Genomic DNA, 22,726 nt, shown 5'->3' with positions numbered 1-22,726 from the left:
GTCGGAAGGATGAAGGCGCTCATCATCGTCGACGTCCAGAACGACTTCTGCGAGGGCGGCTCGCTGGCCGTCACCGGCGGCAGCGACGTCGCAGGGGCCATCAGCGAGTTGCTCGCCGGCGAGAGCGACTACGCACATGTTGTGGCCACCAAGGACTTTCACGTCGATCCCGGCGACCATTTCTCCGAAAGCCCGGATTTCGTCACGTCCTGGCCGCGGCATTGCGTGGTCGGCACTGCCGGCGCCGACTTCCACCCGCACTTCCAATTCGACGCGGTCGAGGCGGTCTTCACCAAGGGCGAGTATTCGGCAGCCTACAGCGGGTTCGAAGGCACCGACGACGACGGCACCTCGCTGGCCGACTGGCTGCGCCAGCGCGGGGTCGACGAGGTGGACGTGGTCGGCATCGCGACCGACCACTGCGTCAAGGCGACCGCCGCCGACGCCGCGGCCAACGGCTTCGCCACCCGGGTGCTGCTCGACCTGACGGCCGGTGTCGCGCCAGAGTCGACCGAGCAGGCCGTCGCCGACCTACGCAAGGCGGGCGTCGAAATCGCCTAGCCGGCCGTCGGATCGACCGGCCTGCCCGTCCACGACGGCGCCCGCCGCTGCAGGTAGGCACGCACACCTTCCCTCGCGTCGTCATGGCCCATGAGCGCGACGTGGATGGCCGTCTCGCGCACGCCCACCGCAGCGCGGTCGAGGTCGAACGAGTCCCACAGCAGCCGCTTGCTGGCCGCCACCGACATCGGCGCGCTGTTCGTCGCGATGTCGTGCGCGACCTCCAATGCCGCAGGCAACACCTCCTCGGCCGGCAGCACCCTGTTGGCCACCCCCAGCTCGACAGCTCGGTGGCCGTCGAAAACCGCACCGGTCAACAGGATTTCGGCGGCCCGCGCAATGCCGATCAACCGCGGCAGCACCCAATGTGAACAGGCGTCTCCGACGACGCCGCGCCGCACCTGCACCACGCCGTAGCGCGCATCGGCCGCGAAAATGCGGATATCGCACTGCAAGGCCAGGGTGAGTCCGAGCCCGATGGCGTGCCCGTTGACAGCCGCGATGACGGGTTTAGCCAGCGCCCAAGCGGGCACGTCGACGCCCGCGGCGCTGAAGCCCGCACCTGGCGCGGCGAAGGTGTCCTCGCCGGACCCGAGGTCGGCGCCAGCGCAGAAAGCGGGCGGCGTCCCGGTGAGCACGACGACGCGGACCCGATCGTCACGGTCCAACCTTCGGTAGGCGTCGGCCAGTTCTTCGCGCATGCCGTCGCCGACCGCATTGCGCTGCCGCGGCCGGTTGAGCGTGACAGTTGCCACACCATCATCGACGTCGGTCACCAACGTCCGATAAGTGGGCAGGTCGGGACGGCTGGACACATGTTCTCCTGCGCTGGCGAACTTCGATGCGATTTGGTTGTGATGTTGCCTCACCGGGCACACCCGTATGGTTCCGTTGGTCTGTTCGTTCGTCGTCTGGAGTGTGCATTGACCCAAGCCGCCACCGCCCAAGCCGCCCCCGTGGAGATCTGGCCGGGCAAGGCCTACCCGCTGGGCGCCACCTATGACGGCTTCGGCACCAACTTCGCGGTGTTCAGCGAAGCCGCCGAAAAGGTCGAGCTGTGTCTGTTCGACGCTGACGGCACCGAGACCCGGGTCACGCTGCCCGAGGTCGACGCGTTCGTGTGGCATGGCTTCATCCCGAACATCGAGCCCGGCCAGCGCTACGGATACCGGGTACACGGCGCGTATGAGCCGGCCGCGGGGCATAGGTGCAATCCGAACAAGCTGCTGATCGACCCGTATGCGAAGGCCATCGACGGCCAATTCGACTGGGGCCAGTCGCTGTTCAGCTACAACTTCGGTGACCCCGACAGCCGCAACGACGACGACTCGGCGCCCAACATGCCGAAGTGCGTCGTGATCAACCCGTACTTCGACTGGGGCGTGGACCGGCCGCCGGGCCACGAGTACGCCGATTCGATCATCTACGAGGCGCACGTAAAGGGCCTGACGCAAACGCATCCCGACATCCCCGAACAGATCCGCGGCACCTACGCCGCGGTGGGCCATCCGGTCATCATCGAGCACCTCAAGTCGCTGGGCGTGACCGCGATCGAGTTGATGCCGGTGCACCACTTCGCCAACGACTCCACCCTGGTCGACAAGGGCCTGTCCAACTACTGGGGCTACAACACCATCGCTTTCCTCGCACCGGATTCCAAGTACAGCTCCAACCCCAACCCGGGTGGTCAGGTGCAGGAGTTCAAGGCGATGGTGCGCGCGCTGCACGAAGCCGACATCGAGGTGATCCTCGACGTGGTCTACAACCACACCGCCGAGGGCAATCATCTGGGGCCGACCCTGTCGTTCCGCGGTATCGACAACTCCGCGTACTACCGGCTCGTCGACGACGACAAGCGCTACTACATGGATTACACCGGCACGGGCAACAGCCTGAACGTCGGCCACCCGCATGCGCTGCAGCTGATCATGGATTCACTGCGGTACTGGGTCACCGAGATGCACGTCGACGGGTTCCGGTTCGACCTCGCCTCGACGCTGGCCCGGGAGTTCTACGACGTCGACCGGCTGGCGACGTTTTTCGAACTCGTGCAACAGGATCCGACGGTCAGCCAGGTCAAGCTGATCGCCGAGCCGTGGGACGTCGGCCCCGGCGGCTATCAGGTCGGCGGCTTCCCGCCGCAGTGGACGGAGTGGAACGGCAAGTACCGCGACACCGTTCGCGACTACTGGCGCGGCGAGTCGGCGACCATCGACGAGTTCGCCTCCCGGCTCACCGGTTCGTCGGACCTCTACGAGCAGACCGGCCGACGTCCAGTCGCATCCATCAACTTCGTCGTCGCCCACGACGGCTTCACACTGCGGGATCTGGTGTCCTACAACGAGAAACACAACGACGCCAACGGCGAGGACAACCGCGACGGCGAGAGCCACAACCGGTCCTGGAACTGCGGCGTCGAAGGGCCCACCGACGATCCGGAGGTCAACGCCCTGCGAGCCCGGCAACAACGCAATTTCCTCACCACGCTGCTGCTGTCGCAGGGCGTGCCGATGATTGCGCACGGCGACGAACTCGGCCGCACGCAGCAGGGCAACAACAACGTCTACTGCCAGGACAACGAGCTGTCCTGGATCGACTGGGCCACCGCCGACGCCGACCTGATGGACTTCACCCGCACGGTGTCGGCCCTGCGCTCGGGTCACCCGATATTCCGTCGGCGCCGGTTCTTCTCCGGCCGCCCCGTGCGGCAGCGCGGGGGTGAGCGGCTGCCCGACATCGCCTGGTTCGCACCTGACGGTTCCGAGATGAGCGACGAGGACTGGGAGAGCGGTTTCGCCAAGACGATCGCGGTCTACCTCAACGGCAACGGGATCCCCGACCGCGACGTCCGGGGTCAGCGGGTGGTCGACGACTCGTTCGTGCTGTGCTTCAACGCCCACCACGAGGCCATCGACTTCACGCTGCCCGGTGAACAGTTCGGGCCGGCGTGGATTCCGGTGATCAACACCGGCAAGGATCCGGCCGACGAGTCGGAGCCAAAGCCGCTCAACGCCGGCTCCGCCATCACCGTCGAAGCCCGTTCAGTGGTGGTGCTGCAGGCGCCGATGGCCTAGAGGGCTATTCGACGACGGGGAAGAACGAATCGCCGTCCTCGGGCGTCCCACTGATCTGGCCCTCGTCGGTGCCGTGGTCGTCCGGATTGACGCGGTCCATCTGCACGCCCTCGTCGGTCGGCCGCTCGGCCACATCGGGCTCCTCGGCGGCGAGTTTCTCGTCGAGAGTCTCGTCGATCTCGCCGTCGGCATTGACCTTGTCCGCCTCGCGCCAATGATCTGGCGGATCGACGGTTTCATCGCCGTCGTCGTTGCGCACGTCATCGGAGTCGAACGCCTCCGTCGGGCGCAGCGTGTCGCCGACGCCGCCACCGTCGTTGGGTGAAGTACCTGGGTCCGGATTCGCGTTCACATTAGTTCGGTTGCCCGCCTGCCTTGACGCTAAACGCCGGGCCGGCGCCGGCGCGTCAGCCGACGATCCGGGCGATCGACTTCAGCGGGATCGGCAACCAACTCGGCCGGAAGCGCGCCTCGTATGCGGCCTCGTAGACCGCCTTGTCCAATTCGTAGGCCGCCAGCAGCTGCCCGGAATCGCGCGGATCCGCGCCGGACACTTCGGCGTAGCCGTCGCAGAACGATGCGGCGTTGCGGTCCACCCACTCCCTTGCCCGCGCCCCGAGCTGACGGTCGTGGTCCTCGTCGGTGGACTGTTCCATCAGCCGCTGGTAGGCGGCGTACTCGTAGGACCGCAGCAGCCCGGCCACATCGCGCAACGGCGAGTCGGGGCGACGACGTTCCTCGAGCGGCTGGCCGGGCTCGCCTTCGAAGTCGATCAGCAGCCAACCCTCGGGGATGCGCAGCACCTGACCGAGATGCAGGTCGCCGTGGATGCGCTGAACCCTGATGGTCTCCTCGGAAAGCTTGCGGTATCGCTCCTCGATCAGCGGCGCGTACTGCTCGAGGGCGGGTACCGACTTGGCCGCCGACGCCAACCGCTCCAACGCCGTGTCGGCCGGGAACAGCGCGGTCTCCGTGCCCAGTTCGTCGGCCAGCGTCGCATGCACCGACGCGACCGCCTCGCCGAGCCGGTAGGACTCCCCGGCGAAGTCGCCGCCCACCTCGTCGGCGTACAGGTCACCTTCGGCGAACAGGTCGCGGGTGCTCGCGGTCGCCATGTCCCAGCCCTCGGCCGAGGTCGCCGCGAACTCCGTGACCATGCCCAGCGCGCACGGCTCGCCGTGCCCGTCCACTGGCCAAGTCGTCTCGAAAGAGCCGAGCAGCCGCGCCACATGCGGGTTGCCGGCGCGCGCCAGCACGCGGTTCAACTCGATGTCGGGGTTCGTCCCGGGCGTGATGCGGCGGAACAGCTTGAGGATCGCCTCCTCCTCGAACACCACGCTGGTGTTGCTCTGTTCGGCCGCCGACACCCGCGGTGCGGCGTCCAGCGGTAACTCGACGTCGGGCTCCTTGACGAAGCGCACTGTGTTCTCGCCGGAGCCCACCGTCGCCGACGAGTCGATGAGCGACAGCAGGAACAGCGCGGCGTCGGGCTCGTAGAGCGCGTCGTAGGCAGTGCGGTCGCCGTCCGTCCCGATCGTCGCGACCTCCGCGTACTCCTCGATAGGTCCGGTATTCCAGCGCACCACCACTTGATATCGCTCACTCGAGCCGTCGGTGTAGGACACGTCGAGCAGCATGAGGTCCAGATCGTCGCGCAACGCAACGCGCGCGGCCTCCCGAACGGACGCCAACTCACGGCTGCGCCCGGCATACCACCGCTGGTGGGGCAGCCATTCGTCGAACGGCAGGGACATCACTGTTCTCCAAGCTCCGGGCTGGGCGCCTTCAGCGAGAACCAGTAGAACCCGTGACCGGGCAGGGTCAGCAGGTAGGGCAACTGGCCGATGCGGGGGAACTCAACGTACCCGGTCATCTCGATAGGCGTGTACCCGTTGTAGTGCTGCAGATTCATCTCGATGGGCTGCGGGAAACGGGACAGGTTGTTGACGCACAGCACGATGTCCTTTTCGCCGCTGTCCTTCTCGATCTCGCGGACATAGGTGAGCACGGAGGGGTTCGAGCCCCCCAACTCGTGGAAGCTGCCGATCGCGAACGCGTCGTGGCGGCTGCGCACGGTGAGCATGGTGCGGGTCCAGTTCAACAGCGAGTTCGAGATGTCGCGCTGGGCTTCGACGTTGACCGCTTGATAGCCGTAGATCGCATCCTGGTTCGGCGGCAGATAGACCCGGCCGGGCGTCGCGGTGGAGAAGCCGGCGTTGCGGTCGGGCGTCCACTGCATCGGGGTGCGCACGGCATCGCGGTCGCCGAGCCAGATGATGTCGCCCATGCCGATCTCGTCGCCGTAGTACAGCACCGGCGAACCGGGCAGCGACAACAGCAGCGCGGTGAACAACTCCATCTGATTGCGGTCGTTGTCCAGTAGCGGCGCCAGCCGTCGCCGGATCCCGACGTTGGCCTTCATCCGCGGATCCTTGGCGTACTCGGCGTACATGTAGTCGCGCTCTTCGTCGGTGACCATCTCCAACGTCAACTCGTCGTGGTTGCGAAGGAAGATGCCCCACTGCGCCATCTCCGGGATGTCGGGCGTCTGCGCCAGAATTTCGGAGATCGGGAACCGCGATTCGCGCCGGACCGCCATGAAGATGCGCGGCATCAACGGGAAGTGGAACGCCATGTGGCATTCGTCGCCGCCGGTGTCGGGGTCGCCGAAGTACTCGACCACGTCGGCCGGCCACTGATTCGCCTCGGCCAACAGCACGCGGCCCGGGTACTCGTCGTCGATCACCTTGCGGCAGTGCTTGAGGAACGCGTGCGTCTCGGGCAGGTTCTCGCAGTTGGTGCCCTCTCGCTCGAACAGGTACGGCACCGCATCCAACCGGAAGCCGTCGATGCCGATGTCGAGCCAGAACCGCAGGACGTCGAGCATCGCCTCCTGGACGGCGGGGTTGTCGTAGTTGAGGTCGGGCTGATGGCTGAAGAACCGGTGCCAGTAGAACTGGCGCCGCACCGGGTCGAAGGTCCAGTTCGACTCCTCGGTGTCGACGAAGATGATCCGGGCGTCCTTGTACTTGTCGCTGGTGTCGCTCCACACATAGAAGTCGCCGTACGGCCCGTCCGGGTCCCTGCGTGACTCCTGAAACCATGCGTGCGAGTCGGACGTGTGGTTCATGACGAGATCGGTGATGACCCGGATACCCCGGCGGTGCGCTGCGTCGAGCAGATCGACGAAGTCGTCGACGGTGCCGAACTCCGGCAGCACCTTGTAGAAGTCGCGGATGTCGTAGCCGCCGTCGCGTAGCGGCGAATCGTAGAACGGGGGCAGCCAAAGACAGTCCACCCCAAGCCACTTCACGTAGTCGAGTTGTTCGGTCAGCCCGCACAGATCGCCGATGCCGTCGGAGTTCGAGTCGTAGAACGCGCGCACCAGCACCTCGTAGAAAACGGCACGCTTGAACCACGTGCGGTCCTCGGGCAGCACCCGGGCGTGGCCGAAGTCTTCGGCGGTGGGGTGCTCGACGACACCGTCCTCGACGTGACTACCCTCCGCCGGGTCGTGGTCGGCGGATGCGTCGGATGCTCTGACACCGCTGCGTTGATCCATACGGTCTCCAACCTACCCACGTCGCGAAGAATCGAATCGCCGTAGATCCGTGCGCCGGGGTGCCTGCGGATTCGTTCAGGGTCGGCGGCGTCGAACCCATTCGGAACGGTTGAATCGGCGAAGGAGACAAGCTACGGTTTTCGACGTCTTGTGATCTTGATCTCCGAACGAAGTGGGTGCTGTGGCTGATTCGACGCCGAACGACGGTGAAGCTCCGGTAATTGTCGGGATGGCCGATGCGGCGATGCACATGTACGACGCCGCCATCGAAGCGCTTCCCGGCCACAGCGACCCGGAGTTCTCGGAGCGGGCCGGCGTCATCCTCGCGGGCCTGCGCAAGTTGCAAGGCTCGCTGACGGAGGCGGCGGGTCGCAGCCGCCCGACACCGTCGGTCATCGTCGCGCTCAGCGGGGTCCGCAAGCGCTACGACGAGTTGATGGAGAACGCCGCGACGGGACCGAACGCCACGCTCGGCCAGCGACTCTATGTCGCGCGGGTGCACGCGAAGCTGTCGAGCAAGGAGGCGGCCAACGGCGTCGGACTGCGCAGGGATCTGATCGAAGCCGTGGAGGCGGAGGAACCCGCCACCGAGGAAGAAACCACCCGGATCAAAGACCTGATCGCAGCGCTCGGCGGCTGAGGCTCGAGGCGGCTACGGGCGATCGCTTCGGTATCGTTCCGGCGTGGCAACACGTGATCACGGCGACCCCGGCGACGCACCGTCGACTCCTCCGCCGCTGACGGAGGTGGTCAACGCGTCCCGGCCGTCGGCGGCCGAGGAAGCCCGCACGATCGCCGCGTCCACCAACACCGGAACACTCGCGACGCTGACCTCCGACGGCGACCCGTGGGCGTCGTTCGTGACGTACGGCCTGCTCGACGGCGCCCCGGTGCTGTGCGTGTCCAACCTCGCCGAGCACGGCCGCAACCTCCTGAAGGATCCGCGGGCCAGCATCGCGATCGTCGCGCCGGATTCGGAAACCGACCCGCTGGCCAGCGGTCGGATCACGCTCGCGGGCGTGGCGGAGCGACCCGTCGGCGACGAGTTGGCCGCCGCGCGGGAGGCGCACCTGTCGGCCGTCGCGGCCGCGAAGTACTACATCGACTACAGCGACTTCACGCTGTGGGTGCTGCGGGTGCACCGCGTGCGCTGGGTCGGTGGGTACGGCCGCATGGACTCGGCGACGGGTGAGGCCTACGCCGCGGCGCAGCCCGATCCGGTGCAGCCGCTGGCGGCCGGCGCTATCGAACACCTCAACGCCGACCACGCCGACGCGCTGGTCGCGATGGCCAAAGTCCTCGGCGGCTACCCGGACACCACGGCGGCGACCTGCACGAGCGTCGACCGGTACGGCCTGGACCTACGGATCACCACCGACCGCGGCATGGCCTACACCCGGATCGGCTACCGCGCGCCGATCGATTCCATCGGCGAATTGCGTTCGGCCGCCGTGGAGCTGACGCGGCTGGCGCGTCGGGACTGAAATACGATTGCGGGTATGTCTGCAGCCGCCGGGCGACCGGCCTCCTGGCAAGCGGCGTTCGACCTGATCGCCACCCGCGGTCACGAACGTCGCGAGGAGCCGTTCAAATTGGCCAGCGGCCAGCTGTCCCACGACTACATCGACGGCAAATACGCGATCGACACCGGCGAGCGGTTGGCGATCGTCAGCCGGGCGGTCGCGGAGTTGGCCGACAGCCGCGGCATCGAGTTCGACGCGGTCGGCGGCCTCACCATGGGGGCGGACCCGTTGGCGCACGGCGTCGCGATGGTGACCGGCAAGGCCTGGTTCTCGGTCCGCAAGGAACAGAAGCAGCGGGGCCGCGAGCAGTGGATCGAGGGCACGCGGCTGCAGGCGGGCACCCGGGTGCTGCTCGTCGACGACGTGATCAGCACCGGTGGCTCGACGGAGATCGCGTTCGACCGCGTGACCGCGGCGGGGGCGGTCGTCACCGGGGTGATCCCGATGGTGGACCGCGGGGACATCGCGGCCAAGCGCTTCGCCGCTCGCAATGTGCCGTTCGCCGCGCTGGTGACATACCGCGACCTGGGCATCGAGCCGGTCAAGGACGTCTAGCCCGACTGCGCCACGTTCGCGCTCAGGCAGGGACCACCAGGACGCCGTCGGCCTGGACACCGACCGTCACGGCGTCCCCCGGCGCGAAGGCGCGGGCGGCCGAACTGGCCATCTGCGCGCTGACCGGCACGCCGTCGGGCAGCGTCAGATGGACGCGGGACGACGGACCGAGGAACACCACCGAGCTGACCGTCGACGTGCCGGCCGGGTCCGCGGTCACCATGACCGATTCCGGCCGCACCATCGCCAGGCCCGAGCCGGAAGCCACCGACCCAGGCAGCGTCGGCACCGACGTGCCGAGCAGATGCGCGCGACCGCCGGAGATCATCGCCGGCACTTTGTTGTTCAGCCCGACGAAGTCCGCGACGAACGGCGTCGCCGGGTTGGCGTAGAGGTCCGCGGGCGCCGCCACTTGTTCGAGCTTGCCGTGGCTCATGACCGCGACACGGTCGGCGACGGCGAGCGCCTCCTCCTGGTCGTGGGTGACGAACAGCGTCGTCGTGCCGACTTCGGACTGCACGCGGCGGATCTCGTCACGCAACTGTGAGCGGACCTTGGCGTCCAACGCCGAAAGCGGTTCGTCGAGCAGCAGCACGCGCGGCTGGACGGCCAGGGCGCGGGCCAGCGCGACGCGCTGTTGCTGTCCACCCGACAACTCGCTTGCGAACTTGTGGGTGTGTGCGGACAGCCCGACCAAGTCGATCATGTCGGCCGCCCGAGATAGCCGCTCGCGCTTCGACTTTCGACGCATCTTCAACCCGAACGCGATGTTGTCGAGCACCGTGAGGTGCGGGAAGAGGCTGTAGGCCTGAAACACCATGCCCATGTCGCGCTTGTTCGCCGGAATCCCGCTCAGATCCCGCCCGTCGACCGACACCGTCCCCGAGGTGGCTCGATCCAGGCCGGCGAGGATGCGCAGCGCGGTGGTCTTGCCGCAGCCGGACGGTCCGAGCAACGCGACCAGCTCGCCCGGTTCGATGTGCAGGGTCAGCCCGTCGAGCGCCTTCACCGACCCGTACACACGCGTAAGGTCGTTGAGTTCGACGGCGACTCCGGCGGTCATGGCGCGACTCCTCGCACGCCACGGCGCCCGCGGGTGACAAGCGAAAGTGCAAGCAGGAGACCGAAACCGAGTAGCAGCACGGCCAACGACGCCGCCACCGAGGTCGGGCCGTCGGACTTGCCGATCGCCACGATCTGCACCGGCAACGTCTGGTACCCGCTGAGCGAGGCGATCGTGTACTCGCCGAGCACGACGGCGATCGAGATGAACGCCGCGGACAGGATGCCCGACCAGATGTTGGGCACCACGACATGCAGAATCGTCGTCGTCCATCCGGCGCCGAGCGAGCGCGCGGCCTCGGTGAGCGTCGGCAGATCGATCGACGACAGCGCCGCGTCCAGCGCACGGTAGGCGAACGGGAACACCAACACGAGGTATACGAATGTCAGCGTCAACGCGGATTCCCCGAACAGGTACGTGACCCACAGGTACACGTTGCGCAGGCCGACGACGATGACCAACGCCGGAATCGTCAACGGCAGCAGGCACAGAAACTCCACCACACCGGTGGCCCACTGTGCGCGAAGGCGCACCCAGATCATCGTGGGCAGCAGGATCACCAACACCGCAAACACGGTAAACACCGCAAGCAGCAGCGAGACCACGATGGCCTGATACAGCGCGTCGTCGGCCACCAGGTTGGCCCACGCCCGAAGAGTTCGTCCGCCGGCAATCAGGTTGCGCGTGGAGAAGTCGGCCATCGCATACAGCGGGAACAGGAAGAACAATCCGAACAACACCCACAGCGCGCCTCGAAACAGCTTGGCACCGAAGCTCATCGGAGCCACCGCGCGGTGCGTCGCACCAACCTGTGGTAGATCACCATCACCACGGCGACGACGACGATCATCTCCAGCGCCAGGGCGTAGGCGAAGCCGGACTGACCCAACACCACCTCGCTGGTGAGCGCCGACCGGATCAGCAGCGGCACGATCGGACTGCCCTGGCTGACCAACGCCGCGGCCGTCGCGTACGCCGCAAAAGCGTTGGCGAACAACAGCAGCGCGGAACCCAGGAACGCCGGCGCCAACAGCGGCACGACCACTTCGCGGAAGTACTGGCCGCGCGACGCCCCCAGGCTCACCGCCGCTTCCCGCCACTGCTCGCGCAGACCCTCCAGCGCCGGCGCGAACACGATCACCATCAGCGGGATCTGAAAGTAGGCGTAGACGACGGTCAGTCCAGGGAGATCGTAGAGCCAGCCCGACGCCGCGAGATTCCATCCGAGCACCTGCTCGATCCACAGCGTCAGGACTCCGTTCAGCCCGATCGTCGCGAGAAACGCGAAAGCCAGTGCCACACCGCCGAACTGCGCGAGCACGCTGCACAGTGCGGTCACCGCGCGGCGCACCATCGAATTGGCCGGGCTCGACACGATCAACCACGAGAGGACGGCACCCAGCAACGCGCCGATGAGCGCGGTGCTGCCCGACAACACCAGGCTCTTGGTCAGCGCCGAGAGCGCCGGGCCGGAGAACAACGCGTTGATGCGGGCCAGCGTGAACACGCTGTCGGCCCCATCTTCTCTGAACGCGTTGACGATCACCGTGACGGTCGGGACGACCAGGAACGTCGCCACCACGGCCAGAAACGGCAGCAGGGGCACGGCATCCCGCAGTTTCTTCAGCGTCGCTCCTCAGCCGATCGCGGCGGCCCAGTGCTCGGACAGGTACTTGGTGGCCGCCTTGGTCTGCTGCGGGGACGGCACGGTGACGGGCCCGTCGATGACCGGGACGGTCGCCGCGGCGTCCAATTTGCCGTCGGCGGCCATGATGTCGGCACGCACCGGTCGCACGCCGCCGAGCGCGAACAGGTTCTGTCCCTCGTCGCTGTAGAGGAATTCCTGCCACAACCGCGCGGCGGCCGGATGCGGCGCGTCCTTGTTGATCGCCTGGTAGTAGTAACCGGCCACCGCGTGGTCCGACGGCACCAGCACCTGCCACGACGGCAACCTCTTGGTTTCGGCGGCGTTGGTGAAATTCCAATCGATGACCACCGGCGTCTGCCCGGACTCGATGGTTGCCGGCGTCGGGTCGACGGGCAGGAAGTTGCCCGCGTCGGCGAGCTTTCGGAAGAACTCGACGCCCGGAACGATGTCGTCGACCGAACCGCCTTGGGAGAGCGCGACCATCAGCACACCGGAGAACGCGGCACCGGCCTGGGTGGGATCGCCGTTGAGCGCGACCTTGCCGCGGTACTCCGGTTTGAGGAGATCATCGACAGCCGTCACCGGCGGGACTTTGGCCGAGTCGTATCCGATCGACATGTAACCGCCGTAATCGTTGACCCAGGTGCCGTTCGGGTCCTTGAACGCCGCGGGGATGTCGTCGAAGTTGGCCACCTTGTACGGCGCGAACATCGCGGTGTTGGCCAACGCAACGGACTGGCCGAGGTCGAAAACGTCGGGCGCGGTGCTCTTACCCTTCTGCTGGGTGGCCGCGTTGATCTCATCCTGGCTCGACGCGTCGGGCTGCGCGGAGTTCACCTTGATGCCGTACTTGTCCGAGAACGCCTTGATGATCGCGCCGTAGTTCGCCCAATCCGGTGGCAGCGCAATGACATTGAGCTCGCCTTCCTTCTTGGCTGCCGCCACGAGCCCGTCGATTCCACCGAAATCCTCGGCGGAGGTGGCCTCGGCGGCCTTCACGCCGGACTCCGTCTGTGCGCCGTCTCCGCTCTTCTGCGGCGGCGCGCACGCGGTCGAACCGACCAGCAGGAGAACGGATGCGGCTGATGCGGCCACCAGGCCTGTGAAGTTCATTGCCGAACCTTCCGATGGTCTGGCGAAACGGCGCAGTGGCGCAGCGGTTACCGCATCCGATCGCCGCGGTGAATCAATCTGTGCGGGGCGCTCGAACCCTATCGCGGCCGTACAGAGGACGGGAAACTTGCTTCTGTTCAGTTTGTCCGACCGGACATTTGTGCAGGTCTGTCGGCGTTAACATTCCTGTGTGGCGGAACGCGAAGCCTCGGGGGACTTCGACTACCTGTCCGACATCGTCGATGTCGCGGACGCCGATGAGGCCCGCGACGATGAACTGCCGGAACCGAACATGGCGTTCGACGCCTTCGACGAGCGCACCTGGTACTTCGAACCCGCCCCGCCGCCCTGGTATCGAACCAAGCCCATGCTGACCGTGCTGGTCGCCGCGTCGGTCGCGGCCGTCGCGCTCGTCGTCTCCGGTGTCCTGCTCATGTTCCGCGGACCCGGCGAGCCCGCCGGCGAGGAGGCCACCACGGTCACCCCGACCGCGCAGACCACGGCCGCCCCGGCGCGCACCGCATCGGCGCCCAGGAAGTCACCGCCGCCACCTGCAGCACCACCGCCGGTCGTGAGGTCGGCGGCACCCGCCGCCCCGCCGCCTGCCGCGACCAACCGGCCGCCCCCGCCGCAGACGAGGGCCACCCGCGACGCGGAGTTCGGCGTGACGCGCACGCCGGTGACGCGATCGCCGATCAGCGTCGCACCGCGGCGACCGGGGCAGGCTCAGCGGTGATGCCACCGCCGGAGGGATCCGGAATACGCTGAACGTATGGCCGAATTCGATGCCGAGGCCGTCTTCGCCGAGTCGCCGGTGGCGATGCTGGCCACGGTGGGGCCGGAGTCGACGCCGCACGTCGTTCCGGTGGTGTTCGCGGTGCACCGCAACGTCGTCTACACCGCGGTGGACGCCAAGCGGAAGTCGACACACCGGCTGCGCAGGCTGGTCAACATCGAAGCCAACCCGCAGGTGAGCATGCTGGCCCATCACTACGACGACGATTGGGCCAAGCTGTGGTGGGTGCGCGCCGACGGCCGCGCCGAAATTCATTACAGCGGCGAGGAAATGGCGGCCGGTTACGCGCTGCTGCGCCGCAAGTACCCGCAATACCAGCGGCTCGAGCTGGCCGGGCCCGTGGTGACCGTCGACATCGAGCGATTGTCGTCATGGCAGGCCTGAACAGCTTCGCGCAGCCCTTGTGCTCGCTGACGGTTAGAGGAATTGTGGTCTAACACACACTGCGGCGGCTGGGCGGCCGCCATCGGACGGGCGGTGGGAAGGGAACGTCATGGCCGACAAGACGACACATGCCCAGGGCGCCGGAGCCGCTCCAACCGCGGACAGTCCGGCCGCCATCCGAAACGTGGTGCTGGTGGGCCCATCGGGTGGCGGCAAAACCACACTTGTCGAGGCGCTTCTGGTGGCCTCGGGTGTGCTGACCAGAGCCGGCTCCGTGCAGGACGGCAGCACCGTCTGCGACAACGACGAGGCCGAGATCTCCCAGCAGCGTTCGGTGGGCCTCGCGCTCGCGTCGCTGCGACACGACGGCATCAAGGTCAATCTCATCGACACGCCCGGCTACGCAGACTTCGTCGGCGAACTGCGCGCGGGGCTGCGGGCCGCCGACTGCGCGCTGTTCGTCATCGCCGCCAACGAAGGCATCGACGGACCCACCAGGTCGCTGTGGATGGAGTGCAGCCAGGTCGGCATGCCACGCGCGGTGGTGATCACCAAACTCGACCACGCCCGCGCGAACTACGACAACGCGTTGGCCGCCGCGCAGCAGGCGTTCGGCGACAAAGTGCTTCCGCTGTACCTGCCGGCCACGCAGGCGAAGCCCGGCGCCAACGGAGCGGATTCACCGTGCACCGGGCTGATCGGGCTGCTGTCCCAGACGCACTACGAGTACGCCGACGGCAAACGCACCGCGACGCACGATCCCGACGACGCTTACGCCGAGGCGATCGAGGAGCACCGCGGCGCGCTGATCGAGGGGATCATCGAGGAGTCCGAGGACGAGACGCTGATGGAGCGCTACCTCGGCGGTGAGCAGATCGATCAGTCGGTGCTCATCGACGACTTGGAGAAGGCCGTCGCGAGGGCGTCGTTCTTCCCGGTCATCCCGGTGTGCAGCAGCACCGGGGTGGGCACCGCCGAACTCCTCGAGATCATCACCGCGGGATTCCCCTCGCCGCCCGAGCATCAGCTGCCGGAGGTCTTCACCCCGCAGGGCAAGGGACGCGACCGGCTGCCGTGCGACGCGGCCGGCCCACTGCTGGCCGAGGTCGTCAAGACCACCTCCGATCCCTACGTCGGGCGGGTCAGCCTGGTCCGGGTGTTCTCCGGGACCATCTCCCCCGACGCGACCGTGCATGTGTCCGGCCACTTCTCGTCGTTCTTCGGCGGCAACGGCTCCCTCACCGGTTCGCCGGCCGGCTCGCTGGCCGGGCATGAGGACCACGACGAGGACGAGCGCATCGGCACGCTGTCCTTCCCGCTCGGCAAGCAGCAGCGGCCCGCACCGTCGGTGATCGCCGGTGACATCTGCGCGATCGGGCGCCTCAGCCGCGCCGAGACCGGGGACACGCTGTCGGACAAGTCCGATCCGCTGGTGTTGCGGCCATGGACGATGCCGGAACCACTGTTGCCCATCGCAGTGCAGCCCCGGGCGAAGACCGACGAAGACAAGCTCTCCGTGGGGTTGCAGCGGTTGGCCGCCGAAGATCCCACCCTGCGCATCGAACAGAATCCCGAGACGCACCAGATCGTGCTGTGGACCATGGGCGAGGCGCACGCCAGCGTCGTGCTCGACGCGTTGTCCCGGCGCTACGGTGTCGCCGTCGACACCGTCGAGTTGCGTGTGCCGTTGCGAGAAACCTTCGCGGGCAAGGCCAAAGGTCACGGCAGGCACGTCAAACAGTCAGGCGGACACGGTCAGTACGCCGTGTGCGACATCGAAGTCGAACCTCTACCCGAGGGCTCGGGTTTCGAATTCGTCGACAAGGTGGTCGGCGGCGCGGTGCCCCGCCAGTTCATTCCGAGCGTCGAGAAGGGCGTGCGGGCGCAGATGGAGAAGGGGGTCGGGCCGGGCTATCCGGTCGTCGACATCCGCGTCACGCTGTTCGACGGTAAGGCGCACAGCGTGGACTCGTCGGACTTCGCCTTCCAGATGGCCGGCGGGCTGGCGCTGCGTGAGGCGGCCGCGGCCACGAAGGTGAACCTGCTCGAACCCGTCGACGAGGTGTCGATCCTGGTTCCGGACGACTTCGTCGGCGCGATCATGGGCGATCTGGCCGGGCGGCGGGGCCGTGTACTGGGCACCGACAAGGTCGGCGAGGACCGCACGTTGGTGAAGGCCGAGATCCCTGAGGTCGAACTGACCCGCTATGCCGTCGATCTGCGTTCGCTGGCGCACGGCGCCGGTACCTTCACCCGCTCGTTCGCCCGCTACGAACCGATGCCCGAGCACGCCGCTGCGAAGGTCAAGGCCTCGGCCTGACTCAACCGGACTTCAGCGCGGTGAGTGCCTCGTCCAACGTCGAATACAGCGAGAACACCTGATCGAGTCCGGTCAGCTGGATCGGCCGACTGGTCGCCGGGCCGTCCGCCACCACCGCGAAGCGGGCGGCCTTGCTGACACTCTCGTGTGTCGCGACCAGCGCCTGCAGCCCCGCGGATGCGAGGAAGTCCACCGCCGACAGATCCACCACCAGCGCCGACGGCTCCTGTGTGAGTGCCTCGGTGATCGCCGCCTGGAACACGGGGACGGTGGCGAGGTCGACGTCGCCGCCGACCTCCAGCACAGCGATGCCGCCCTCGTGCGAGATCGAGGTGGAAATCGGGTCATTACGTGACAAGGCCGTCCTCCGGTCAGCGCCGCCACCGCGACGGCAATGGGCCGAGCTTAACCCGTGGCGTGCGGGCGGATATCAAAGCTTCAGCTGATCGGGCCGCGATGCGCAGGCTACTGTCGAATCGACAGACCTGAGGTGCTCGGGGATTCCGGTGCGCGCGAGCTGGGAGGGCCGACTGCGTCGAACATGACCGACCCCGGAGACTTGTACCACCGCTATGAGCGGGAGCGGGCGCGCGCCGACGATCTGGCCGATCGCGATGAGTTCCGCGGCGCACTGGTCAATTCGCTGCAGGAAGGCTTCTTCGTCGCCGACGACCACGGGTGCGTTGTCGAGATCAACGACGCCTTCGCCGAGATCACCGGGTACGGCCAGGAAGGCTTGCCCTATCCGATGCCCCATCCGTGGGTGATCGACGACGCAGCGGCGCATCACCGGAACAAGGCGCTCCTCCGCAACGGCAGGATCACCGCCGAGATCAGGATCCGGCACCGCGACGGGCGCCTGCGTTGGGTGGCGGTCAGCATCAACGCCGTCCCGGATCATCACTCCCGCCGAGGCTTGTACGTGGGCACCATCCGCGACGTCACCGGGCCGCGCGCCGCCGCGGAGCGCGACCGTGCGGTAGCGCGCCTGGCCACCGCCGTCAGCGTCGCGAGGAACGTCGATGAGGTGCTGGCGATCACGTTGGCCCAGTGCCGCGTACCGCTGGATGCGCAGCGGCTGATGGCGGTCATATGGCCGAAGACCGAGGGCGAGCAGCCGACGGTACGGGTCGCGGGCGAACCGGGGTTGGCCGGCTGGGAGGACCTGGACGAGGACTGGCGCCGCACATTCGAGGACGCCCGCATGTGGATACCGCTGACCGTGACACCGGTCGGCGCGGCGCCCAGCGCCGGCACCACCCGCGGTTTCGTCGCCGTCCTCTCCGGCGCGCGCGACGTCGTGTTGTGCCTCGAGCACCGGGAGCCGCGGGTCGTCAGCGCGGAGGACCGGCGCTTGATCGGGGCACTGGTCGGCCACCTCAGCCTGGCCATGCAACACGTCCGGCAGTTCGAAAGCGCCCGGGAGACGTCGCTGACGCTGCAGCGGTCGCTGCTGGCACCGACCGATCTGCCGGCAGGGTTCGCCGTCCGCTACGAGCCGGCGGTGCATCCGCTGGAGATCGGCGGGGACTTCTACGACGTGCTTCCCGTCGGTGAACGCCGGATCGGGCTGGTCGTCGGAGACTGTGTGGGCCGCGGCCTGGCGGCGGCCGCGGTGATGGGCCAGTTGCGCGCGTCGACACGCGCGTTGCTGCTGACCGGCGCGCAGCCCTCGACCGTGCTCGAACACCTCGACTCGGTCGCCGAGTTCATCCCGGATGCCTTCTGCACCACCGTGTTCGTCGCGATCATCGACACCGAATCCGCGACGGTGCAGTACAGCAGCGCCGGACATGTGCCGCCGGTGCTGGTGTCCGAAGCGGCGCCACCGCAGTTGCTGGACGCGGCGTGCTCGGTTCCGTTGGCGGTCAAGCACACCCAACCGCGCCCGCAGGCAACGCACCTGTTGGCCCCGCTCTCGACGCTGATGCTCTACACCGACGGTCTGGTCGAACGCCGCAGCCGACCGATCGACGCCCAGATCGAGCAGGTGGCCACCGTGGTGGCCGACACCGCGGATCTGCCGATCGAAGAAGTCGCCGACGCGGTGCTGGCCAGAATGTCACCCGAGGGCGGCTACGACGACGACGTGGCGATCGTGCTCTATCGGTCCACCCGCGCCGCGCTTGTCATCGACGACACCGCGACCGCCCCGAAGCTGACGGAGGTGCGGCATCGACTGGCGGCGTGGCTCAGGTCGAACGGTATCTCCGACGCGGCGGCGGCCGACCTCGTCCTCGTCGTCAACGAGGCGTGCTCCAACAGCGTCGAGCACGCCTACCGCGGACGTGCGCCCGGGCGCATGCGCGTGGAAGCCGAGATTCACGACGACGCCGTGCATGTGCGGGTCACCGACTTCGGGTCGTGGAAGGCGCCACCCGCCGATCCCGGCACCCGGGGCCGCGGCCTGTTGTTGATGCGCGCGGTCAGCGATCACGTCGACCTGGACGGCACTCCGGCGGGGACGACCGTGGCTATGACGTTTCAATTACCGGAGATTCAACTTTGACGAAGTTCTACGCGGCGTCGACGCCGTCCGCGTGGTATTACATCTATCGGCAAGGACGTCTGTCGAGGAAAGGCAGCGGTGCGGACTATTTGGTATGCACGGAGGCGGCGGCGCCTCTAGGACACGGAGGTGCTGTGACTGGAACCGCTCACGTTGCCGTCGATGGGTGTGCCCGACTGTCGGTGAGACTCTGAAAGCCATGGGGCAAGACCAGTTCCGGTTCACCGCCGGAAGCGCCGAAGCGCGTCCGGTCGTCACCGCGGTCGGCGAGATCGACTTGGCGAACGTCGATGAGTTCAGCGCGGTCTTGTCGCGCGCTGCGACGGACAGCTCAGCGGTGACGGTCGATCTCACGCGGGTGACGTACTGCGACAGCGCCGCGTTGCGCGCGCTGTTCTCCGTCGCGGCGAGCGCCAAGCTGGATTTGATCGTGCCCGCGAAAGGACCGATCACCACCCTGCTCACCATTTCCGGCCTCGACAAGGTCGCCACGGTCACCGTCGTCGACTGATCGGTTCGCCTGACGGCTAAGACCCGCGCTTCGCGGCCGCTTCGAGTTCCTCTTCCAGCGCGCCCTCGTCGCGGCCGAGCGCGATCGTCGCCGCCGTCATCGCGGCGATTGCGATCGTGATCGCGATGGCCTTTCCGCCGTCGACGGTCAGATCCTCGCCGAGCACCACCGCGCCCAGCACGACGGCGATCACGGGTTCGAGCACCAACATGGTGGGCACGGAGGTCTGCAAGGAGCCGGCGTGAAATGCGGACTGCTGCAGGAACACCGCGACGACGCCCAGCACGAGAAGCAGATACAGTCCCGGTGCGGTGAGGACGGCGCGCACGCCCTCATGCGTGAGCAGGTGCATGACGATCTTGGTCAGCACCGCGACGACGCCGAACAACACACCCACCGCGACCGCCAGCAGCACCGCCCGCTTCCATCCGCCGTTGCGGACCGCGACGGTGACACACACCATCACCGCCCCGGTACAGACGACGGCGACGAGCGCCGACAGCGGGGCAGACGCCTCGTAGTCGCCGGGCCGCGTCTTGGCCAGCAACACGAAAACGGCCAGTGCCGTGGTGAGCACCAAAGCCCACATCCACTCTCCGCGGGTGACCCGGCGGTTGGCCAGCCGTGCACTCATCGGCAGCGCGAACAGCAGAGCGGACACCAGGATCGGTTGCACCAGCAGCAACGATCCGTTGGCCAAGGCGAGAGCCTGAAAGACGTAGCCCGCAACGGCCGCGGCCGTGCCCGCCCACCACAGCCGTCTACGTAGCAGCGTCATCACCATCACGGTGCTGACACCGTGCTCCTCGGGGACGTCCATGGTCGCGCGCTGTCGAACCACGATGCCGATCGCCAAAAAGACCGCGGCGAGCAGGGCGAGCACGACGACCAGGCCCTGGCCTACCACGACGGGCCTACCAAAGCTGGCCTACCAAAGCGTTCCGCCCCTTTCCGGCCACAGCGAGCACATCGGACAAGCACAACATACGGCCGGCCGGTCCGCCGAACTGGCGACCGCCCGCGAGGTTTGGTGCCCCAACTATCGGGGCATCAAACCGATCATGAACTTGCGACGTTTGATCCTGCTGGTCGGCGCAGTCGTACTCGTCATCGGGGTCGTCGGGCTGCTGATGCCCGTATCGATCTCGGGACCCGACAACCAGGAGATCGGATGTGGCAACGCCGTCGCCGCGGACGACTCCGCGGCCCGCGAGGCCAACACCAACGACCCGAACCAGCTGAAGAACCTGCCGGTAATCGACGAGCTGACGGAGGATCCGCCCGACTACGTCGCGCAGTGCAACTCGGCGGTCTCCGACCGCCGCATGTGGTCGATTCCCGTGGCCGTCATCGGTTTGGTGGTGCTCGTCGGCGGCTTCCTGGTCGGCGGACGCGCGACCCGCGCGGGTTAGCTGGCCTCGCGACCGCCCGCGACGACCCGCAGGGTCGGGGCCGTACTGTCGGGCGCGATCCTGTCGTTGACGTTCGCGACGACCGAGTCGACGCGATGGACCGCCCGGTCGCACAGGCCGCGTACCTTGTCGCTGGCCGTGTCCACGTCGTCGGCCGCGCTCAGCAGATAGGCCCGCACGTTGACGCGCAGTCGTTCGCCGGCGGAGCGCACACGGCGGCGCAGCCGATCGTCGATCTCGACCGTGACGTAGGGCATCACGTGAAGCTTCATAGGCCCACCTTAGCCGCGGGGACCTGCTGGTCGCTGGTTTGGACGAGCGGTCGGCCCGCGGACTCGCGCAGAGTGAGGATCGCCGCGAGCGAGACGACGGCGGCGACGATCAGGTACCACGCGGGCGCCAGGTCGCTGCCGGTCTCGGAGGCGAGCCAGGTGACGACGTAGGGCGTCGTACCGCCGAATCCGGCGACGCAGATGTTGTAGCCGATCGAGAACCCGCTGTAGCGCACGGTGGTGGCGAACAGTTCGACGCCCGCCGACACCGCGGCCGAGACGTAGATCGACTCGATGACCGCGAGCCCGCAGTGCGCGGCGATCGCGGCGACCATCGATCCGGAATTCAACAGCAGGAAGAACGGATAGCCGAGCACCGCGAACGCCACCGAGCCGGCGATCAGCATCGGCCGGCGGCCGATCCGGTCGGACAGCGCGGCCAGCGGAAGAATGAGTATCAGCGCGACGAGGCTGGCCAGGGTGATCGAGACGAAGGCGTCGGTCTTGCTGAACCCGAGTGTCTTGATGAAATAGGTCGGCAGGAACGTGAACACCACGTAGTAGCCGATGTTGAAGACGATGAACAGGCCGATCACCTGCAGGATGAGCCGCCACGACGTCCTCACCGCTTCGCGCAGCGGCGACTTGGCGACCCGGTCGCTTCTGCTGAGCTCGGCGAACTGCGGCGTGTCGTCGAGGCGAAGCCGGATGTAGAGGCCGACGAGGCCCAGCGGCCCGGCGATCAGGAAAGGAATGCGCCAGCCATAGCTCTCCATCGCCGCGGGCGGCAGCAGCGCCTGCAGCAGCGTCACGGTCACCGAGCCGAGAAGAAAGCCCAGGACACCGGACCATGCCATGAACGTGATCGTCAGCCCGCGACGCCGGTCGGACGCGAACTCAGCGAGATAGACTGCGCCGCCGCCATATTCGCCACCAGCCGAGAATCCCTGCAGGCAGCGCAGGAACAGCAGCAGCAGCGGAGCGGCCACACCGATCGAGGCGTATGTCGGCAGCAGGCCGATCAGTACCGTTGCGCCGCTCATCAGCAGGATCACCAGTGCCAGTACCCGCTGCCTGCCCAGCTTGTCGCCGAGCGGGCCGAAGACGAACCCGCCCAGCGGCCGCATGAAGAAGGCCGCCGCGAAGATCGCGAAGGTGTTGAGCAGCGCTGCCGTCTCGTTGCCCGCCGGGAAGAAGTTGGCGGCGATGAACGTCGCCAGGAAGCCGTAGATCGCGAAGTCGAACCACTCGACCGCGTTGCTGATCGAGGCGCCGGTGATCGCCTTGCGCACCTCGCTTGGCATCCCGGCCTCCTGAAAGTAAGCGTCCCGCTGAGCATTTCGCTTATCGTTTGATAAGCGTCCTAAGACGATATCGGGCAGCGCGTCAACGGCCCACCGTCTCTTGGTATGAGGTCGACGTC

23 protein-coding genes are annotated in these 22,726 nt (G+C 67.4%); 11 read left to right on the top strand and 12 right to left on the bottom strand.

All coding sequences use genetic code 11. The features are described 5' to 3' along the window. Window positions 1–9: 9 nt before the first annotated feature. On the top strand, window positions 10–561 hold the full coding sequence (locus tag AU187_RS03085; protein WP_059100293.1) for an isochorismatase family protein: 552 nt from the start codon (window positions 10–12) through the stop codon (window positions 559–561). Here AU187_RS03085 and AU187_RS03080 read toward each other — a convergent pair. Further along, window positions 558–1,376 carry an enoyl-CoA hydratase/isomerase family protein gene (locus AU187_RS03080; protein WP_082683659.1) on the bottom strand — a complete coding sequence of 273 codons (819 nt, stop codon included), beginning with the start codon at window positions 1,374–1,376 and terminating at the stop codon, window positions 558–560. The genes AU187_RS03085 and AU187_RS03080 overlap by 4 nt on opposite strands. Window positions 1,377–1,484: 108 nt before the next feature. Between AU187_RS03080 and glgX the strand changes: the two genes are divergently transcribed. Continuing rightward, window positions 1,485–3,635 carry a glycogen debranching protein GlgX gene (glgX, locus tag AU187_RS03075; RefSeq protein ID WP_231740354.1) on the top strand — a complete coding sequence of 717 codons (2,151 nt, stop codon included), beginning with the start codon at window positions 1,485–1,487 and terminating at the stop codon, window positions 3,633–3,635. Window positions 3,636–3,639: 4 nt separating this feature from the next. Here glgX and AU187_RS03070 read toward each other — a convergent pair whose 3' ends face one another. From AU187_RS03070 to treS, 3 genes are read right to left on the bottom strand one after another with little or no spacing between them, the layout of a single operon-like run. After that, window positions 3,640–3,987, bottom strand: coding sequence for a hypothetical protein (locus AU187_RS03070; RefSeq protein WP_059100295.1), 348 nt, complete (start codon window positions 3,985–3,987; stop codon window positions 3,640–3,642). A gap of 55 nt (window positions 3,988–4,042) precedes the next feature. Then, on the bottom strand, window positions 4,043–5,389 hold the full coding sequence (locus tag AU187_RS03065) for a maltokinase N-terminal cap-like domain-containing protein (RefSeq protein WP_059100296.1): 1,347 nt from the start codon (window positions 5,387–5,389) through the stop codon (window positions 4,043–4,045). Next, the gene (treS, locus tag AU187_RS03060; RefSeq protein WP_059100297.1) at window positions 5,389–7,197 is read right to left on the bottom strand and encodes a maltose alpha-D-glucosyltransferase; all 1,809 of its coding nucleotides are present in this window, start codon (window positions 7,195–7,197) and stop codon (window positions 5,389–5,391) included. The genes AU187_RS03065 and treS overlap by 1 nt, the downstream gene beginning before the upstream one ends. A 250-nt stretch (window positions 7,198–7,447) precedes the next feature. Here treS and AU187_RS03055 point away from each other — a divergent pair, with 250 nt between their 5' ends. The 3 genes from AU187_RS03055 to pyrE are packed head-to-tail and all read left to right on the top strand — an operon-like array spanning window position 7,448 to window position 9,275. Then, window positions 7,448–7,837, top strand: a complete 390-nt coding sequence (locus tag AU187_RS03055; protein WP_059100742.1) for a hypothetical protein — start codon at window positions 7,448–7,450, stop codon at window positions 7,835–7,837. Between the two features lie 43 nt (window positions 7,838–7,880). Beyond that, a complete protein-coding gene (locus AU187_RS03050) occupies window positions 7,881–8,681 on the top strand; it encodes a HugZ family pyridoxamine 5'-phosphate oxidase (protein ID WP_059100298.1) in 801 nt (266 codons plus the stop codon). Window positions 8,682–8,696: 15 nt separating this feature from the next. Further along, window positions 8,697–9,275: an orotate phosphoribosyltransferase gene (gene pyrE / locus AU187_RS03045; RefSeq protein WP_059100299.1), complete on the top strand. Its 579-nt coding sequence runs from the start codon at window positions 8,697–8,699 to the stop codon at window positions 9,273–9,275. 22 nt (window positions 9,276–9,297) lie between these two features. Here the strand turns inward: pyrE and AU187_RS03040 are convergent, their stop codons facing one another. From AU187_RS03040 to AU187_RS03025, 4 genes are read right to left on the bottom strand one after another with little or no spacing between them, the layout of a single operon-like run. Continuing rightward, entirely contained in the window at window positions 9,298–10,338 is a 1,041-nt protein-coding gene (locus tag AU187_RS03040) for an ABC transporter ATP-binding protein (protein ID WP_059100300.1), read from the bottom strand. Beyond that, complete coding sequence (locus AU187_RS03035) at window positions 10,335–11,117, bottom strand: ABC transporter permease (RefSeq protein WP_059100301.1); 783 nt, start codon at window positions 11,115–11,117, stop codon at window positions 10,335–10,337. The genes AU187_RS03040 and AU187_RS03035 overlap by 4 nt, the downstream gene beginning before the upstream one ends. Next, window positions 11,114–11,944 (bottom strand): ABC transporter permease, encoded by an 831-nt coding sequence (locus AU187_RS03030; RefSeq protein WP_231740355.1) that lies wholly within the window; start codon window positions 11,942–11,944, stop codon window positions 11,114–11,116. The genes AU187_RS03035 and AU187_RS03030 overlap by 4 nt, the downstream gene beginning before the upstream one ends. A 30-nt stretch (window positions 11,945–11,974) precedes the next feature. Next, window positions 11,975–13,099 carry an ABC transporter substrate-binding protein gene (locus tag AU187_RS03025; protein WP_059100303.1) on the bottom strand — a complete coding sequence of 375 codons (1,125 nt, stop codon included), beginning with the start codon at window positions 13,097–13,099 and terminating at the stop codon, window positions 11,975–11,977. Between the two features lie 190 nt (window positions 13,100–13,289). Between AU187_RS03025 and AU187_RS03020 the strand changes: the two genes are divergently transcribed. The 3 genes from AU187_RS03020 to AU187_RS03010 all read left to right on the top strand — a co-directional run bounded on the left by AU187_RS03020 (window position 13,290) and on the right by AU187_RS03010 (window position 16,599). Then, the gene (locus tag AU187_RS03020) at window positions 13,290–13,835 is read left to right on the top strand and encodes a hypothetical protein (protein WP_059100304.1); all 546 of its coding nucleotides are present in this window, start codon (window positions 13,290–13,292) and stop codon (window positions 13,833–13,835) included. A 36-nt stretch (window positions 13,836–13,871) separates the two neighbouring features. Then, window positions 13,872–14,279 (top strand): TIGR03668 family PPOX class F420-dependent oxidoreductase, encoded by a 408-nt coding sequence (locus AU187_RS03015; RefSeq protein WP_059100305.1) that lies wholly within the window; start codon window positions 13,872–13,874, stop codon window positions 14,277–14,279. Window positions 14,280–14,388: 109 nt separating this feature from the next. After that, complete coding sequence (locus AU187_RS03010) at window positions 14,389–16,599, top strand: elongation factor G-like protein EF-G2 (RefSeq protein ID WP_059100306.1); 2,211 nt, start codon at window positions 14,389–14,391, stop codon at window positions 16,597–16,599. A gap of 1 nt (window position 16,600) precedes the next feature. Here AU187_RS03010 and AU187_RS03005 read toward each other — a convergent pair whose 3' ends face one another. Beyond that, window positions 16,601–16,957 (bottom strand): STAS domain-containing protein, encoded by a 357-nt coding sequence (locus tag AU187_RS03005; protein ID WP_059100307.1) that lies wholly within the window; start codon window positions 16,955–16,957, stop codon window positions 16,601–16,603. 183 nt (window positions 16,958–17,140) lie between these two features. On the opposite strand from AU187_RS03005, the gene AU187_RS03000 reads away from it, so the two are divergent. Continuing rightward, entirely contained in the window at window positions 17,141–19,108 is a 1,968-nt protein-coding gene (locus AU187_RS03000; protein ID WP_082691743.1) for a SpoIIE family protein phosphatase, read from the top strand. A 199-nt stretch (window positions 19,109–19,307) separates the two neighbouring features. Then, window positions 19,308–19,619, top strand: coding sequence for an STAS domain-containing protein (locus AU187_RS02995; RefSeq protein ID WP_059100309.1), 312 nt, complete (start codon window positions 19,308–19,310; stop codon window positions 19,617–19,619). 16 nt (window positions 19,620–19,635) lie between these two features. Here AU187_RS02995 and AU187_RS02990 read toward each other — a convergent pair whose 3' ends face one another. Next, complete coding sequence (locus AU187_RS02990; RefSeq protein ID WP_197413443.1) at window positions 19,636–20,526, bottom strand: DMT family transporter; 891 nt, start codon at window positions 20,524–20,526, stop codon at window positions 19,636–19,638. 154 nt (window positions 20,527–20,680) lie between these two features. Here AU187_RS02990 and AU187_RS02985 point away from each other — a divergent pair, with 154 nt between their 5' ends. Further along, entirely contained in the window at window positions 20,681–21,031 is a 351-nt protein-coding gene (locus tag AU187_RS02985) for a hypothetical protein (protein WP_059100310.1), read from the top strand. Here the strand turns inward: AU187_RS02985 and AU187_RS02980 are convergent. Both AU187_RS02980 and AU187_RS02975 read right to left on the bottom strand, forming a co-directional pair. Further along, entirely contained in the window at window positions 21,028–21,303 is a 276-nt protein-coding gene (locus AU187_RS02980; protein ID WP_059100311.1) for a hypothetical protein, read from the bottom strand. The two genes, AU187_RS02985 and AU187_RS02980, sit on opposite strands and share 4 nt — an antisense overlap. Continuing rightward, on the bottom strand, window positions 21,300–22,607 hold the full coding sequence (locus AU187_RS02975; protein ID WP_059100312.1) for an MFS transporter: 1,308 nt from the start codon (window positions 22,605–22,607) through the stop codon (window positions 21,300–21,302). Before AU187_RS02975 ends, AU187_RS02980 begins: the two co-directional genes overlap by 4 nt. Window positions 22,608–22,726 lie beyond the last annotated feature (119 nt).

The sequence above is a fragment of the Mycobacterium sp. IS-1556 genome (assembly GCF_001499985.1).
Lineage (GTDB): Bacteria > Actinomycetota > Actinomycetes > Mycobacteriales > Mycobacteriaceae > Mycobacterium.
The sequence above is the reverse complement of the archived record's forward strand: the minus strand, read 5'-3'. Positions and strand labels throughout refer to the sequence as shown.